The organism is Wolbachia endosymbiont strain TRS of Brugia malayi (assembly GCF_000008385.1).
Lineage (GTDB): Bacteria > Pseudomonadota > Alphaproteobacteria > Rickettsiales > Anaplasmataceae > Wolbachia.
The window spans coordinates 441,989-458,414 of record NC_006833.1 but is presented as its reverse complement, the minus strand read 5'-3'; the positions used below and the strand labels follow the sequence as shown (position 1 = coordinate 458,414).

11 protein-coding genes and 1 pseudogene are annotated in these 16,426 nt (G+C 33.9%); 9 read left to right on the top strand and 3 right to left on the bottom strand.

The features are described 5' to 3' along the window. Positions 1–15 precede the first annotated feature (15 nt). Positions 16–2,673, top strand: a complete 2,658-nt coding sequence (locus WBM_RS02140; RefSeq protein ID WP_011256560.1) for a hypothetical protein — start codon at positions 16–18, stop codon at positions 2,671–2,673. 4 nt (positions 2,674–2,677) lie between these two features. Here WBM_RS02140 and alaS read toward each other — a convergent pair whose 3' ends face one another. Both alaS and WBM_RS06275 read right to left on the bottom strand, forming a co-directional pair. Continuing rightward, positions 2,678–5,305, bottom strand: a complete 2,628-nt coding sequence (gene alaS, locus WBM_RS02135; protein ID WP_011256559.1) for an alanine--tRNA ligase — start codon at positions 5,303–5,305, stop codon at positions 2,678–2,680. Positions 5,306–5,434: 129 nt separating this feature from the next. Then, a complete protein-coding gene (locus WBM_RS06275; protein ID WP_011256558.1) occupies positions 5,435–5,815 on the bottom strand; it encodes an SGNH/GDSL hydrolase family protein in 381 nt (126 codons plus the stop codon). A 1,205-nt stretch (positions 5,816–7,020) separates the two neighbouring features. On the opposite strand from WBM_RS06275, the gene WBM_RS02120 reads away from it, so the two are divergent. Further along, entirely contained in the window at positions 7,021–8,187 is a 1,167-nt protein-coding gene (locus tag WBM_RS02120) for a multidrug effflux MFS transporter (RefSeq protein ID WP_011256557.1), read from the top strand. 16 nt (positions 8,188–8,203) lie between these two features. Here the strand turns inward: WBM_RS02120 and prfA are convergent, their stop codons facing one another. Next, positions 8,204–9,283: a peptide chain release factor 1 gene (prfA, locus tag WBM_RS02115; protein WP_011256556.1), complete on the bottom strand. Its 1,080-nt coding sequence runs from the start codon at positions 9,281–9,283 to the stop codon at positions 8,204–8,206. A 122-nt stretch (positions 9,284–9,405) separates the two neighbouring features. Between prfA and yihA the strand changes: the two genes are divergently transcribed. The 7 genes and pseudogenes from yihA (at position 9,406) to terL (ending at position 16,388) form a co-directional block, all read left to right on the top strand. Then, on the top strand, positions 9,406–9,999 hold the full coding sequence (gene yihA, locus WBM_RS02110) for a ribosome biogenesis GTP-binding protein YihA/YsxC (protein WP_041571449.1): 594 nt from the start codon (positions 9,406–9,408) through the stop codon (positions 9,997–9,999). Positions 10,000–10,003: 4 nt separating this feature from the next. After that, positions 10,004–10,915 carry an acetylglutamate kinase gene (gene argB, locus WBM_RS02105; RefSeq protein WP_041571556.1) on the top strand — a complete coding sequence of 304 codons (912 nt, stop codon included), beginning with the start codon at positions 10,004–10,006 and terminating at the stop codon, positions 10,913–10,915. Positions 10,916–10,990: 75 nt separating this feature from the next. Continuing rightward, a complete protein-coding gene (gene dut / locus WBM_RS02100) occupies positions 10,991–11,452 on the top strand; it encodes a dUTP diphosphatase (protein ID WP_041571555.1) in 462 nt (153 codons plus the stop codon). A 323-nt stretch (positions 11,453–11,775) separates the two neighbouring features. Further along, a complete protein-coding gene (locus WBM_RS02095) occupies positions 11,776–12,150 on the top strand; it encodes a hypothetical protein (RefSeq protein ID WP_041571448.1) in 375 nt (124 codons plus the stop codon). Positions 12,151–12,435: 285 nt separating this feature from the next. Beyond that, positions 12,436–12,591 (top strand): hypothetical protein, encoded by a 156-nt coding sequence (locus WBM_RS06270; RefSeq protein WP_225416074.1) that lies wholly within the window; start codon positions 12,436–12,438, stop codon positions 12,589–12,591. Positions 12,592–13,319: 728 nt separating this feature from the next. Further along, a complete protein-coding gene (locus WBM_RS02085; RefSeq protein WP_041571447.1) occupies positions 13,320–14,492 on the top strand; it encodes a porin in 1,173 nt (390 codons plus the stop codon). 530 nt (positions 14,493–15,022) lie between these two features. After that, positions 15,023–16,388, top strand: a pseudogene (gene terL / locus WBM_RS06835) (phage terminase large subunit). The last annotated feature ends 38 nt before the right edge of the window (positions 16,389–16,426 follow it).

Below are 16,426 nucleotides of genomic sequence, written 5' to 3'. Positions count from 1 at the left end.
GTAAAGTGATATAATATGAATACTGTTGTAGTTTGTGAAAAAGTTTTTAGCTCAAATAACAATAAAGAAGAGCCTATTGTTACTTTAGGAGAACAACAATCTGTTTCTAGTTTGGAAGAAAAGAAGAAATTGTTAGCTGGGTTTGATATTCCACTGAGTATATTTCATTATAAAAGTTATGACTCTGACTTCTTTACTTCCTGGTGTAATGTATCAAGTGAAATATTTAAGGAGATAAACAGAGCTTGCACGGAAAAACGGGTGTTGAATTTAGCTCTATCTGTTTTAATGCTTCCTTATATCGCTTTTACTGCATTAGGGTTAGTTATATATAACAGGTTTAAAATAAACGATGAAACACAGAATAGTTCAGAGGAAAATAAAATAAAAAAGAGTGAAGTAAGTGAAAGTACAATAAAAAGATTAGCATGTGGTGTTCTTGCCGCAATAGCAATTCTTGTTAATATAGCTGTGCTTGTGGTATTAATTATTCCTGCAACGCTCGCCTTGGCTACTTTTTATCTTTTGAATAAAGAATTATCTTACTCTTTGATTGCTGCTCTTAAAGTAAGTATGGGGTTATATTATAATGAACACCAAAATGTTGAGATATCTTTTCATGAAACAGAAGTTACTGGGCCAAACATTACATGGAATATGGAAATGAAATTTCCGTCACAATTTGAGCAGTTGCTTAGAGATTTGTGTGAAGATAAAAATGATAAACCATTTGTTATACGGGATTCAGAACATAATACCGTACTGAAATTATCAGCTAATATCCATTTAAGAAATGGTCTCGTGCCTTTGCGTAATGAGATCAAGGAGGTGCTCGAGACTTCAATTCAGGAGTTCGCAAGAACTATGGAGGAGCTGATAAAAATAGAAAAGAAAGATATTACTTATGATAAGCTGAAGGAACTGTTGAACGGATTCAGACTAAAAGTAGTGAATAGTGTAGGTCCTAAATTGACAAGTCACTTAATACAGGATGCTTACGGAGTTGCCTTTATACAGGCAATCAAGATTGCACAGGGAGAGGGAATAAGAAAGGAAGGTTTTTCCTTAGAGGAAAGGCTGAAAGAAGTATTAGTAAAGCAAGAATTAAAAAACCAAGGTAAAGAGTTATCAAGTAAAAAAGATATTATAATAGAAGATTTGGAAAATGCAGGGGTAGAAGTACCAAAAGACTTAAAAGAATGTGAGTTTTCTGTGTATGAAGCGGAATGGAAGTACAACAAAGAAGTACGTAAAAGAACATTTATTGAGGTTTCTGAGAATAAGTATCTTCAAGAAACAAGGACAGCTCTAGATAATGCAAAAGAAGAAATTCGATATTTAAAAGAGGTAGTATTGAAAAGGTATAATGATATATGTAAAGAATTGGAAGAAATACATGAGAATTGGAGAAACAGCAACTTAAAAGGTGGTGCCTTAAAAAGGAGATTAGAAGATCTTTTTAAATTAGAACACGATGATCAAGAGATTGAGCAAAGGTTAATAGAATCAAGAATAAAAGCTATTCGGACTCTACTGAGTAGATTAGATGATAGGGTAAAGCAGTCCTTAGAGGAAGAGATTGATGGGCTGAAAGCAAAAACTTCAGGTGAAGTAAATGGCTTTGTAGAAAAGACGTATTTAGAGATAAAACAATATGAAATGCAAAGATTACTTCAAGAACAAAAGAGAGGTGTTCTGGATTTATGCAGGATATTGAAAGAATATGAACCAGATCTGGCAGAAATGATTGAGGCTTCCCGCAAGCAGGAACAAGAAAATTTAGAAGTAGAACAAGCACTAAAAGGTCAAAATGAGCGTTTAAAAACCAAACTAAATGGTAGGGAAAAAGGGCATCCGTGTACAAAATCAATAAAAGTGCTCTTAGAAAGGAATGAAAGAATTCTAAAAGCATTAGAACAACTGGAGTTATGTAAAGAATGGTTATTAATAAATGAAAAAACAAAAAATGATTACAAAGAAGAGCTAACGTCTCGAGAAAAAATAAAATTTGCAATAATAGAAGATGAGTTGCTAGATATATTCAAGAGGAATGAAGCCTTTGATGGGGAGGCAATCAAAAAATTATTAGAAAAAGCAGAACTTGAGTATTATTTAGCAGAGAAATGCATCAAATATCCTGTGATTAAAACGAAAGATAATGTCAAACATTTTTGTCAAGTTTTATTGTCTCCTTTGATAGGTAATTTGGCAGGAAATATAATAAATAATGTACCAAAGGATAATAAAAGTGGACTTTCACGGTTTTGGGGCTCTTGCAAAGTTGGTTTAGGCTATATTAAAATGGGCTGGTCAGCTACAAAAAAGAATGAAAGTACAGAAGGAAGAGCATTAGATATGGCACATGATACTTATAAGGAAGTAGAGACATTGCTTAAATATTTTGAGTTGAGTTATGAAGAAATGGGAGCTTTAGTAGGTGATGTATTTTCTGATGATGGTGAAACATTTAAAAAGGATATATGGCCTAAAATAAAAGATCATCTGTGTGGAATGTGGGATAGATTTTTTAAGGATATTGAATTCACATTAATCAGCAAAGATAAAAACATCTGTCAAGGAACAGAAAGAACAGTAAGCACTAAATTGAATGAGCTTGTAACACAGGAACATAAGAATTCCGTTAACGAGCTTTGCTCAGCAGCAGGGGCATAATACACTATCTTGTTAAGTAACTGTAAATAGCTGTGAAAATATCACTACTATCACAGCCTGTTTGAGTGAGCTCAGCATTTTCACCACAAACTCCCCCAGTTACAGTAGATACCAGTTCTTTCGTGCTAATTTTATCGACTAAATCTTTACTTACTTTAACGATCAACACTGTTTTATTTTTCTCCATTGCCGTAAAAGCTATTACCGTTTTTGGTTTTTGTTGCTGTAAAGTGAATTCCCTTACTATATTTGCTGGAATGTCAGTAAAAGAGTGGCTTACGAAATTCATTCCATTTATTTCAATGCTTTTTATGTTTTCTGCGCTTACAAGCTTTTTGTAGAGGCTTTTTATTTTAGTTTCGGACTCTTTGCGCTCTTGGTTTAAAATACTTAACCGGCTTGTTATTTCATTTACTGGCGCTTTTACGAGTTCTGCAATTTTTCTTAAGTTGATTTCATTATCACGTGCATAATCAATTGCTTCTTGACCGGTTAAAGCTTCGATTCTTCTTACTCCAGATGCAATGGAACATTCTGTTATTATCTTAAATAAACCAATTTCTCCAGTACGCTCCACGTGTGTGCCACCACATAACTCTTTTGAATCTCCAATGTTTACAACTCTAACTTGATCGCCATATTTTTTACCGAATAGTGCCATAGCCCCTTCACCTATTGCCTGATTCATGCTCTGAATTTTTGTGAATGCGGAAAGATTTTCTCTGATTAAAGAGTTTACCATATCTTCTATCAAAGACAGCTGATCGCGAGTAACTTGAGTGTTATGACTGAAGTCAAATCGTAATCTATCTGGTGCAATTAGGGAACCTTTTTGAGTGACATGATCACCCAAGATTTTTCTTAATGCAAAGTGCAGAAGATGTGTAGCTGAGTGATTTCTTCTTAGGTTTTGCCTTCTTTCCTTGTCAGTGCTTGCTGTAACTATGTCATCTTTACAAATTGAGCCAGATTTAACTATGCATCTGTGTAAGTATAGGTCATTAACTTTATTGGTATTCTCTACTATAGCTATACCTTCAGTAATACGATCGCATGACCTATCATTTTTTTTCTGGATCTTAGTATCAAGCACTGGGGTGATAGAAGGGATAATGAAACTACCAGTATCTCCCACCTGTCCACCTGATTCGCCATAAAAAGGTGTTTTATCAAGTATAATGGTTATCTTCTCTCCCTCTTTTGCAGAATCAATTACTTCATTTTTAGAGGAAAGTATGACTAGTACTTTCGCATCCTTTACCTCACTAAACTCATAACCAACAAACTCTGTTTTGCCAAATTTATCAATCAAATTAAACCATATTTGCTCAATGGATTTTTCACCAGATCCGGTCCATTTAGCACGTGCTCTTTCTTTCTGTTCTTCCATTGCATTATCAAAACCCTTTTGATCGAAATTTATTTTTCTTTCTTTTAAAATATCGAGTGTGATATCTAAAGGAAATCCGTAAGTATCATATAGTTTAAACGCTGACTCTCCCGATAAAGTATCGCCTGGTTTCAAATCTGTAGTGAATTTCTTCAAAAGATTAATACCTTTTATCAGAGTGTCTTTAAAGTTTTCTTCCTCTGATTTTAATGTCGTTTCTATTAAGCTTTTAGCTCTGATTAATTCAGGATAGACACCTCCCATATAAGCTGAACTTGTGCTATCTATCAGCACTGGAAAAATGCGATGGAGTAGGGGATCATTATATCCAAGTTGATGAATGTAACGCACGGCTCTCCTGATTAATCTGCGTAATATATAATTTCTACCTTCATTTCCAGGGAGTACCCCTTCTGCAATGAGAAATGCAGCTGCACGAAGGTGATCTGCAATGATCTTATGTGCTGCTTTATTCTCTACATTTCCACAATATTCCTGTGATTTACTTATCAGAGCGGAAAATAGATCAATGTCATAGTTATCATAGACGTTTTGCATTACAGCAGCTACTCTCTCAAGGCCCATACCAGTATCGATGCATTTTTTTGGCAATTTTTGCAAATTGCCTTCCTCATCTTTATTAAATTCCATGAATACTAGATTCCAGATTTCAACAATTCTGTCATCGTTCTGTAGATTAGGCTTTGCATAGTCGTAAAAAATTTCAGAACATGGCCCACATGGGCCAATATTGCCCATACTCCAAAAATTGTCATCTGTTGCAATCCTGATGATTTTATCGTTTGAAAAGCCACTTACCTTACGCCAAATTTCGTATGACTTATCATCAGTATGGTAGATGGTTATGGACAATCTGTTTTTATCAAGAGACAATTCTTCAGTGATAAATTTCCACGCAAATTCTATCGCAGTTTCTTTGAAGTAATCACCGAAACTAAAATTTCCGAGCATTTCAAAAAATGTGTGGTGCCGAGTCGTATAGCCGACATTTTCAAGATCGTTATGTTTACCGCCTACTCTCAGACACTTTTGACTCGAGACAGCACGTTTTATGTCAGTTTTTTGTATACCGGTAAAGATGTTTTTAAACTGCACCATGCCAGCATTTGTGAACATAAGCGTTGGGTCATGTTCTGGAATTAAAGGAGAAGAAAAAACCTGCTTGTGGTTATTACGTACAAAAAATTTTATAAATCTTTCTCTAATTTCATTTAGCTTCATTATTTTTACTGAGATTATCTATGCATAATAAGCTGCAATGATAGTAAAATCAATTTATCAATCAATCTGGTTACAAGAGCACACTCTCTTGTTATTTAGTGTAAATTAACTCACATTCATCGCTTTTAATCAAGCGTATATTTCATTACCAACTTTATGGTGAGGTTCCGCAGTTGAGTGGAAACAGTCAAAAAAGAAATAGTTCTTTAGTGTTTCTTTACTACACCCAGGATTATAGTGAGCGTCAAGTTTTCCTTTTAGGATCAACTTTAAAAGTATTTTTATGTTTTCCTTAAATCCTCTAAATTGATCTGCAACATTCAATATACACACATCTTGATAATTTAAACCTTTGCTCTTATATTCGCTAAGCATATTTTTCATTTTAGAGTTAAGGTCAAATACTTTTGTTTCAAGATCTGTACTTTCCCTCATATCATCTAAACTGTTAGCTAATTTTACATTGAAACTCTCTGTGAGTTTTGTAGCTAGTACCTTTGGCTTTTCCATTTTTGTTAAAAGCTAGTATTAAGTCAATGTCAGAAGCACTTGTAACAACTACATACTAAGCACCCCGTTTGTTTAGAACATTAAGTGCATTACATATTTCACTAACTGCCTGCTCCAGTATCTCCTCAGCTCTAGTATTGCCAAGGTGGTAGCAACCCATAATATCATTGTTGGTTAGCTAAACGAAATTTGTTGAAGAAATAGGAATAAATGGAGGCGGGAATTTTGGATACTGCTACATACGAAACTACGTAGTTTTGATCTTGCCTTCCATGGTGCCTGCTAAAGGGTAAATAACTCCGTCCAGATTTAAACTATTCTAAATCTAAATTTCGCTACGTATTCAACAGCAGTAGGACTATTACTCTGAAAGACCTGCCTTGATAAAAAGGGTCATCAAATTTTACGCTTTTTGCAAAGAGAATGTTTCTAAGATTCCACAAAATGTGCTATTATCGAGTAAACTGTTACCCAGAACATAAAAACTTTTATACCTTCTATAAGGTATATGCAATCATGTTATTTAACATGAAATTCGTGAAAAAGAGTAGAAAATGTTGATGTGTAATTTTTTATACTTCCACTTTAAACTTTGTTGTGTGTTCCCTCTATCTCAACCCTTGCAAACAGGCGTTTCATTTTATTTCAAAATAGCCTAACTTTCCCTCCTCTTTTTCTTTCTGTGAGGTCAATCTTATAAAAACTTTGCTTTTCATAACTAAAAACTTATATTTTAGGTTTGATATAAATCCTTAGCTACAAATATTTAAAAAACTTACTAAAATAGGGAAAAAGGTAAAAAAGCCCTAATTACTATCTATTTTCTATATTTGGTGTTTTTTAGCCTTAAACGCTTTATAGGTAAAAACCTAGTTTTATAAAGACATAAGGTGTACAAGTGTAAAAATTTAAATAACAGTACATCAAATACAAAACTTTCTTGCCGTTTTAACCTACCCAGGTTAGGAAGTTATATAAAACAACCTTACTGTACATGATAAAGAGACTGACGGGGCTTGTCAAGTAATTTTTTCGTTCCTGAGGTTTATATATCGCTGCTAGCTTGTTATGCAAGAGATCTAATGTAAACTTCTTTTTGTAATATGTAGAGTATTTTAAAATGGGGGCCATTTTTGTAATAATAAAAGTGTTCTTTGCTAAGCTCTTTAAATGTGCTACCTTTATCCATTAATTAGAAATTTTAAATGTTACTACCCTTTCTGTTGATTCTATCTCTGATTGCCCAATTCATTGAAATTGATATTTCTGTACCTGGCTTTCCAGATATAGCACGCTATTTCAATATATTGGAAGGTACAATTCAGTTAACTATTGCTTATAATTTCCTGGGCCTTTGTATAGGAGGGCTATTTTTTGGTCCGTTATCTGAATGTTATGGCAGAAGGAAAATTATGATCATAGGTAATACTTTACTGTTAATTGGCGCTATTGGTTGTGTTTTTGCACCGTCAGTTTTTTGGCTTTTAACCTCCCGCTTTATTCAAGGTATTGGTGTTAGCACATCTGTAGTTGTATTTACAATTATTGCAGATAGTTATCAAGGAAACAAAGCTATAAAATTTATTGGAATCATGAATTCTGTTCTCACAGTTGTCATGGCAATTGCACCAGTCTTAGGTAGTTTTATTAATGGAATTATTGGGTGGCGTGGCAATTATGCAAGTGTTGCAATAATTTGTTTGATCTCTTGGATTTTACTGCTTTTAGCGTTACCGGAAACAAAAAAGGACCGCGATATTTTCAATTTGAAAAAAATGATGAAAGATTATAGAAAGTTATTATCGAGTTCAAAATTTATGGCGTTGTCTTTGGTACCAAGCTTTTTTTCTGCTGCTTATATGTCGTTCATCACTTGTGGACCTTTTTTATATATGAAAACTTTTGGTTTATCTAGCACTATTTACGCGCTGCATCAAGGTGCAATAGTTGGATGTTTCTCACTTGTCAGTCTATTTACTGGCAAAATTTTGCAGAAACTTGGGGCAATAAGATGTGTAATTTCTGGTACAGGCATGATTATCATAGGGTCTCTATCGCTTGTAATATTCAGTTTAACTATGCCCCATTTGTCTTGCTTAGTAACACTGTCTATGATTATTTTCGTGGTTGGTTGTGCAATTTGCCAGCCAGTCATCTTCAATGCATCATTGAATATTTTCCCTGATATCAAAGGTACAGCTTCTTCTGCAGTTTCGTTTATCAGGTCTTTTATCATAGCTATTTTTATCGGTTTAACAAGCTACGTTTACAATGGTCAGGCAATCAGTGTATCTCTCCTTGTTCTTTCTGCGGTAGTGTTAGAACTTATTTTTACTATCTATTTGTTGCTTTTAAAAAATACATTACATTAATGTAGGTGTATATGTATTAACTTTCCCCAGCCAATCTTTCTGCTTCATTACGTGAAATTAATACCTCAATAAATTCATCTAGCTCGCCTTCTTTTATAATCTGCTCTAGCTGATGTGAAGTTAGATTGATTCTGTGATCTGTTATTCTTGATTGTGGGAAGTTATAAGTTCTTATACGTTCAGAACGATCTCCAGAGCCAATTTGACTCTTTCTCATTGTTGATCTTTCTATTTCTTTTTTTTGCCTTTCAATTTCATATAGCCTTGCCCTCAATACTTTGAGCGCTTTAGCTTTGTTTTTGTGCTGCGATTTTTCGTCTTGCTGTATTACAACCATTTCTGTTGGTAAGTGAGTAACTCTCACTGCACTGTCAGTTGTATTCACTGATTGTCCTCCAGGGCCGCTGGATCTATAAACATCTATCCGTAAATCTTTTTCTTCTATTTTAAAATCAACCTCCTCAACTTCAGGTAATATTGCAACAGTAGCTGCAGAAGTATGTAACCTTCCCGAAGATTCAGTTTCTGGCACTCGCTGTACCCTATGTACTCCTGATTCAAATTTCAGCCTTGCAAAAACTTCTGTTCCATTGATAAGTGCAGAAGCTTCCTTATAACCACCTATACCTGTGCTGGAAATACTTATTGGCTCAAATTTCCAATTTCTTCTTTCTGCATATTTTTGGTACATTCGGAATAACATTGCTGCAAATAATGCTGCTTCTTCTCCTCCTGTACCTGCTCTAATTTCTAGTATTGCATTTCTTGAATCATCTTCATCTTTAGGCAGTAGTGCCAATTTTAATTTAGCTTTTACTTGTGGTAATAATACCTTTTGCTTTTCGAAAAATTCTTCTTTGGCCAGCTCCTTTATATCATATTCACTATTTTCATCTTTTATTATTTCCTCTAAGTCTAAAATTTCCTTTTTTAACGTGTCATATTCATTGATTATCTTGATAATCGGCCTGAGTTCAGAATATTCTTTTGAAAGGTTGATAAATTCTTTTTGACTTAAATTGGTAGGGTTTTCTAATTTCCTTTCTATATAGTTGAATTTTCTCTTTAAATCTTGTAAGTTGTTTTCTATATCCATACAGCTCTGGTCTAATATTTCAACTGTTTAAGTGAGCAATATATACTTGAAATAAAAAATTTTTTACATCAAGTAATGACATTATAATATACCTACTACTTTAGGTATTTCTATATAATATAATGGTAAGGCGGATAACATTAAACAGCAATTTTATGTTTGGGGCTTCAGACATAAAGTCATTACCAAATGAATCAGCACCAGAAATTGCGTTTGCTGGCAGATCGAATGTAGGAAAATCTAGTTTAATTAACTTACTGATAAACAGCAAAAAAGCTGCCAGAGTTTCTTCTAAACCTGGATGCACTAGACAAATAAATTTTTATTCTATGTACAATGATAAATTCAGACTTGTTGACCTACCAGGGTATGGCTGTTCTCATGCAAGCAAGGATGAAACAATACAGTACTTAGGCTTAGTTGAATACTATTTGATTCATAGAAGAAACCTGAGAAGAGTGTTTGTACTGATAGATAGCAAAGTAAGACTAAAAGAAATAGACAAAGACTTTATTTATTGGTTAACATATAATAATATTAACTTTGATGTCGTGCTAACAAAAATAGACAAAGTAGATCGAGAGAATCTTGATGCTATTATAGAAAGTACTCGAAAATGGATTAATAACGAAAGTGTGTCAATTCGTCAAATAAGCGTCCGTGTTAAGTATGAAATGACCAAGGTGAGAGATGAGTTTTTCAAGTTTACAAGATAAGGGAATGAAGAACAGTGAATTTTTAAAGGGTGAGGTATCATTTGAGCAAAAAGCAAAAATATTACTTGAAGCGCTGTCTAGCATACCCAACTTTGTAGGCGAAACCTTTGTTATCAAATGTGGCGGTATAACAATATCGGATGAAACACTGTTCAATACCTTTGTGCATAATGTTGTCTTGTTGAAGCAGCTTGGTATAAATCCGGTTATAGTCCATGATGGAGAGTATGAAATTGATTCCGTACTAAAAATCTTGGGTATCAATAGTAAGTTTGTAAATGATATCAGACTTACAGATAAGGATACTATGAGAATCATTGAAATGGTGTTATGTGGTTCAATTAATAAAAAAATTGTTCAGCATATAAATTCTGCTGGTGGTTCAGCTATTGGGTTATGTGGAAAAGATGGCAACCTAATAAAAGCCGAAAAAATAAGTACTACACTTAGAGAAAATGGATCGAATAATGTAGAAAAGATATTAGATATGGGATTTATTGGCATACCAACTGAGATCAATCCTGATATATTGTTTTTCATTGAAGAATCAGATTTTATACCAGTTATTGCGCCTATCGGTCATGGAAAAAATGGAGAAACATATCACATTGATGCCGATGGCGCTGCGGGTGCAATAGCAGTTGCAGTTTCTGCATCTAAAATGATAATCTTTAGCGACGTATGTGAAGAAATGGATAAAATTGATGGTAGGAAGATATCTGTTAAAAATTTAAATGCATCGATTAATTGTGGTAAAATTAAGGGAGAAAGATTTGTTGAAAAACTTACAGCATGTGCTAAAATGGTAGAAGAATGTGCTGGAATTGCTCATATAGTTAATGGGAGAATACCTAATATTATGATTGATTTATTTACTGAGAGCAATTCTAGTGTATCAATTGTAAATGATTTATAGCTAAACGTGATTGCCGTGGCATATCATTTTTGCAGATGTAGTTTACATGCTATAACTTGAGCTTTGGTGGGTAGGATACAAAGAAATAAAATTAAAGTAGAAATAAAAAAGTTGTCTCATGGGAAAGATTTGCCTCTTCCGTGTTATGCAACTATGCAGAGTGCTGGTATGGATCTTTATGCTGCACTGGGTAACTCTATTGTTTTAAATCCACTTGAAAGATTACTTATTCCAACTGGAATTGTAATTGTAATACCAAATGGTTTTGAGGGACAAATTCGCCCACGTTCTGGTCTTGCTGCAAAATATGGAATCACTGTCTTAAATTCTCCTGGCACTATAGACTCTGATTATCGCGGTGAGGTTAAAGTTTGCCTAATTAATCTCAGTAATCAGCCATATGAAATAAAAAGGGGAGATAGAATTGCACAAATCCTTATTGCTCCTGTGTTCCGGGTAATTTGGGATGATGCAGAACGATTATGCACTGAAGAAACTGAAAGAAGTGCAGGAGGTTTTGGTTCAAGTGGTAGATAGTTTATGAAAAAGTTACCCATCAGCTAAAATTTTTGTTAAAAGTTTCGAACCGAGGTAATTTTTTATATATAATTTTAGATATATTAATAGTTCATTAAAGAGGTAATTATATCGGTTTTCAAAACTCTCAAAAACCATTATGGTTAATTCTGCAAAATGAACACTACTCTTACGGTAGGCGCTGCTTAGCTTCTATAACTACATTAATAGCAATAGTTGCATTTATTAAACCAACTTTACTGGGAACTATAGGGCTGGTTTCTATAGTAACTCTACCAGTTTTAATAGCTTAAGTTATACTATTTTTAACAATCGCAGGTTTAATGGTATATGCAATCAACAAAAACAATAAAATATCTGAGTTAAAAGCTCCGAAGATTGTTGTTACTAATGATGGTAAAGTAGTGATACAAATGATAGAAGATGTATATAATAAAATAAAAGAAAGTAACAAAACAAGGATGAAGAAAGTAAGCATGATAGATGATGAATATTGTTTATACTTCAGCTTAGAAGATAAGGATTACCGTATTACTATAGATGATCAGCTTTTCCAGCAGGAAGTTAATATCTTATTACTAGGTATAGCTTCACTAGAAGCGAAAAACAAAGACGGTGAGTACACCTCAGCAGATGAAAGTGAGGTGACAAATAAATTAGACAAACAGGGTGCTGAAGTTAACACTTATTTAGGATAAGTTGTTGTTGAACAAGCTCAACAAGACACACAAAGAAAGGAGTAATACTTATAAAGTAAGGAGGTAGGCTAAATTTGCCTATTTTTTTCTGAAGAGTTCATGGATTTCAGGCGCCACACTGGAACGACAAAAGTTATTTTATCTTTATCACCATCAAGCGTAGCTAGCTATAAAACAAAATATGACGTTAGTCCACTTCTATTATATCCAATCAAGCCTATTATAGGTAAATAAATTTTAATGCAATCTTATTATACTTATAAATACTCTGTATAGAGTAAAAGTATGGAAGATTTTATAACTGCAAGAAGGAAAGATGATGCTATGATATCTGTTTATCAGGATAATAAGAAAAGAACTTTATCAATTTTAAGGCTAAGTCAAGCTGTAAGGGATTTGTTAAAATATGAAAAGGGGAGAATTTACTTAACAAGCCGTTAATTAATATTAACACAAGAACAGCTGATGATGTGGAGGATTATTTGGAGTATAACGAAGATAGACACGATTTACTTGATATATTGCCTATAAAGTGATAGATTTTTTCCTTAATTGACGCTAAAGGAGAAGATATAAAGAAAAAAGTGAAGTTTTTCGTACCATGCGGTTCACTAGTTACAAGATTAATTATGAGCTATTGATACATGACGTAAGCCTGCCTCATAAATTGATGAATATCTAATGGGTAAGAAATATAAAAACCACGACTTATTTGATATACCAGATAAATGAGTCTTCTACTTTAGAATTATGTGTTGTATCAAGCTTTACCCTGCGGCACTAAATGAATGTGGCTACGGGAATCATTCAGTTTTGATAGTAACTGTGATGAGATAAATGATGCACTGAAAGTTGTTATAGAGCATTTCTACAAAAATTGCCGTAGTGACGATTTACTCAGATATGCTGATAAAAATAAAGTGCTTTTTATCTTGATTAACTATAATGCATACAACACACCTCAAATAATTGATCGTATAACATTTTGCTATTAATAAGCAGTTATTAAAGCGGAAATTACCCAGTATATCAGTAATTTATGGAAAAGTAGCTCAAAAGCTGGCCTAAGGTTTAGGTTTAGCGTAAAAATCGGAGGCGCCTTCTGGAAAGTTGTCTTTTGCCTATATTGAGTTTAAACTTAGACTTTTATAAAGACTTTGAGTTTATTCATGAAATTAAGGTACTGCCTAGTGATACTGTTTTCATTGTTGTTTTCACAAAGTAATACTGGCGCTAGAGTAATTTTGGACAAGGAAATATTTTATACAGAGCTAGACGGGAAAATGGATTTGAGATTTAGCTATACCTTCAACAAAGATTCTTTCAATATTAAGCCTAAAGATAAGACTTCAAGTTATTCATACCTGCGCCTTTTTTATTTACAACGTGTTTATCCAAATACTCAAATGGGGTTTAATATAAAGGCAGAGGTTTCCAATATCTCTAATCTAAAAGCGTTAGACATAGAGAAGTTAAACATGGAGGAATGGTATTTTATCATTAAAAACCAGGGGCTTGGATCAATTGAATATGGTAAAAGAAATTTGGTTAGCCAAAGTATGCTGATTAACACTTCAAAGATTTATGTAGCTGCTGGAGGGGCAAATGGTTACTGGGCAAACTATGCAAACTTGCTTGGTAATGAAAAAAAAGATGATGGTGCTGGATATGATAAAGATGAGGTGTTCTGGGTAAAGCCCAGTATTTATAGTAATTACAGTGGACTTAAACTAAAGTTAAAGCAGCCAGTGGTAAGCTATATCTCTCCTGAGATTTATAATTTTCAATTGGGGCTCAGTTATGTTCCAGGAAAAAATAACTTACAGTACAACAACCTGGTTGCTTCTGGCCTTTCCTATAAAAACGGCCTATCAGATGATATAAGCTTTACTACTACTTTGACTGGTGAATTTGCAAGGGGAGATTTAGCTGATTGTACCAACAAAAATCCTAGCAATCTCCAGTGTCACAATCAATTACTGCACTGGAATTTTGGTTTGAAACTGAAGTTTTTCAATCTTGATTGCATTTTTTCATATGGTAATAGCGGTAAATCTGGTAAAAAGCTTGATTCTGAAGTAAGTAGCACATATTACATGAATGCAGGTGTTGCTTACCGCTCTGATTCCCGCAAGTTGAGCTTAACATATTTTAGTGGTGGCCAGGATATTATAGGCAAGGGTATAAACAAATTAACTTCATATGCTTTGAGTCTTGAATATCCTCTTTTTATGGGCACTTCATACTATTTCGATATTGTAAAATTTAATACCGAAGAACCTAAAGTAATGAATAACAACTCAGGTTACATACTCTTAGCTGGATTGAAGTTAATTTTTTAATAAAGTTGTATTACTTTCTTTCACTTCAACACTCTTCTCTATTATCCAAATAGCTCACAGAAATGTAAAAAACTACTTTAATAAATTTCAAAAACCTCATGGCCATGGCATTAAGGGTATTTCTGACTCGTAACTTGTTTTTGACCTGCACAGGTTCAATAACAAAGTTCAGTAAAGAACTTAAGGTATTTTTTGGCTTATTACATCAAGTTATCGTAGCTGTATGTCTTTTAAATTTTTTCTACATTCAGCTAAATCGCGTTTAAACTAAGCGTCAACAAATTATTACAGCGCCAATTTAAACTATTATAGGGTTAAAACTCGCACCACGTGATTTTTTGCCTTTTTTTCTATTTAAAAAATTTCTTAAATATTTGTAACTACCGTCGTTCCTTAGCGAGATCTAAAGATACTGTGGAGTATGATGAGGAATTGCCATTCCAGTGTGTTGAATCCCAATGTCGGAGCACTGGAATGACAAAAAGAGGGGAGTGGAATAAACAGCAAGAACGCTCACTAACATAGAAAATATAAACTTTCTCAAACTCATTGAGTTATGCTTTCAAAACGGTAGTACGGGATGTGAATATAATGATTACTAATATATAAAAGTCATAGCGAACAGACTTGAAGCGGCAGGCACTGGTGCAGTGAGACGAATAATATTTAGTATGCCTTCACGCTCGAAGAAGCCCATATGCGTAAGAGTAATAATTGTGAGCTATTCCCAGCGAAAAGCACTCGCTCGATACTAGGTGCGTAATGTAGTCTGATTGGTATAAAAAGCTATTTCTAGAAGTAGAACTATCCATAGAACAAAATACTAAGTATAAATTTCAAACAGTGCGGAGAGAATACAAAATTGCAACGTCTGTTGGGGGAACATTAACCAGCAAAGAAGGTGATTTTATTATTGTCAACGACCAACTGAGTTCCGCTCAAGCTTTAAGCGAAACGCTTAGAAAGCGTGCCACAAGCTGGTTTGATCAGACTTTAGTAACTAGGCTCAACAATAGAAAAAAGGAATAATTGTGCTTGTGATGCATAGGCTACATCAGGAAGATTTAGCCTGACACCTTCTCTCCAAACCGAAAAATATGTTGCATTAAATTTGTTTGCCAACAATAGCTAAAAATAAGGAGTCTATCTATTCAATTGAAAAGCCAATGTCTCCTTCTCTTATTCCTGTAATCAGAGTAACTACAAATAATTACAAGAGCTGAATTACAGCATCAAGTGCTAAAATAACGCCATCGTAATATTACCCTCGAGGGAAGAAGGTCAGTTGCTATATCTTCTAGATGGAGGAAAAGAAGAGATTGAAACGATAAAAATTGACTTGGGAATTACGCTTTTGCTGTACAATATCAACAAAAACCCTCTGTCGCTTTTAAGTGATATAATTAAACAAGAGTGGGCTGGAAGCGCTATAGAAGTTTTCTTGATGATCTCTTTGCCTATAGCTTAAAGCTAGAATACTGCAGTTTTAATAGGCGACGCTAGCAACTTTAGCGTCCGCACTACCTGGGCAAAAGTAGGTAAAAAATTCTATTTACTTGATGTATAACGTGCAAAATTTGAATATCCAAAACTTAGTTTTGTCCTTAGCAGAAAGATGGATGCCACATGCAATTTTGATTGAAGCAGAAACAAGTGGTCAACAATTAGTACAAGATCTGAAGGTAAGCAGTGATTTAGCCATTGTCGAAATAATGCCACATAATGATAAGCTCACTTGATTTCATTAAATTAGTTCCTACTATAGAGTCTGGCAAGGTTTTTCTACTGCATCAAGCAGTATGGCTAGAAGATTTTGAGTATGAGATTTTAATGTTTCCAGGAATCCGTCATGATGACCAAGTGGACAGCACCATACAATACCTGCACAGTGAATAAGAAAAACTAACACCAATACCTTCAGAATCAGGAGTTTT

Coding starts and splice junctions, on each gene's coding strand:
- WBM_RS02140 (WP_011256560.1), top strand. CDS start 16: ATGAATACTGTTGTAGTTTGTGAAAAAGTTTTTAGCTCAAATAACAAT.
- alaS (WP_011256559.1), bottom strand. CDS start 5,305: ATGAAGCTAAATGAAATTAGAGAAAGATTTATAAAATTTTTTGTACGT.
- WBM_RS06275 (WP_011256558.1), bottom strand. CDS start 5,815: ATGGAAAAGCCAAAGGTACTAGCTACAAAACTCACAGAGAGTTTCAAT.
- WBM_RS02120 (WP_011256557.1), top strand. CDS start 7,021: ATGTTACTACCCTTTCTGTTGATTCTATCTCTGATTGCCCAATTCATT.
- prfA (WP_011256556.1), bottom strand. CDS start 9,283: ATGGATATAGAAAACAACTTACAAGATTTAAAGAGAAAATTCAACTAT.
- yihA (WP_041571449.1), top strand. CDS start 9,406: ATGGTAAGGCGGATAACATTAAACAGCAATTTTATGTTTGGGGCTTCA.
- argB (WP_041571556.1), top strand. CDS start 10,004: ATGAAGAACAGTGAATTTTTAAAGGGTGAGGTATCATTTGAGCAAAAA.
- WBM_RS02095 (WP_041571448.1), top strand. CDS start 11,776: ATGGTATATGCAATCAACAAAAACAATAAAATATCTGAGTTAAAAGCT.
- WBM_RS06270 (WP_225416074.1), top strand. CDS start 12,436: ATGGAAGATTTTATAACTGCAAGAAGGAAAGATGATGCTATGATATCT.
- WBM_RS02085 (WP_041571447.1), top strand. CDS start 13,320: ATGAAATTAAGGTACTGCCTAGTGATACTGTTTTCATTGTTGTTTTCA.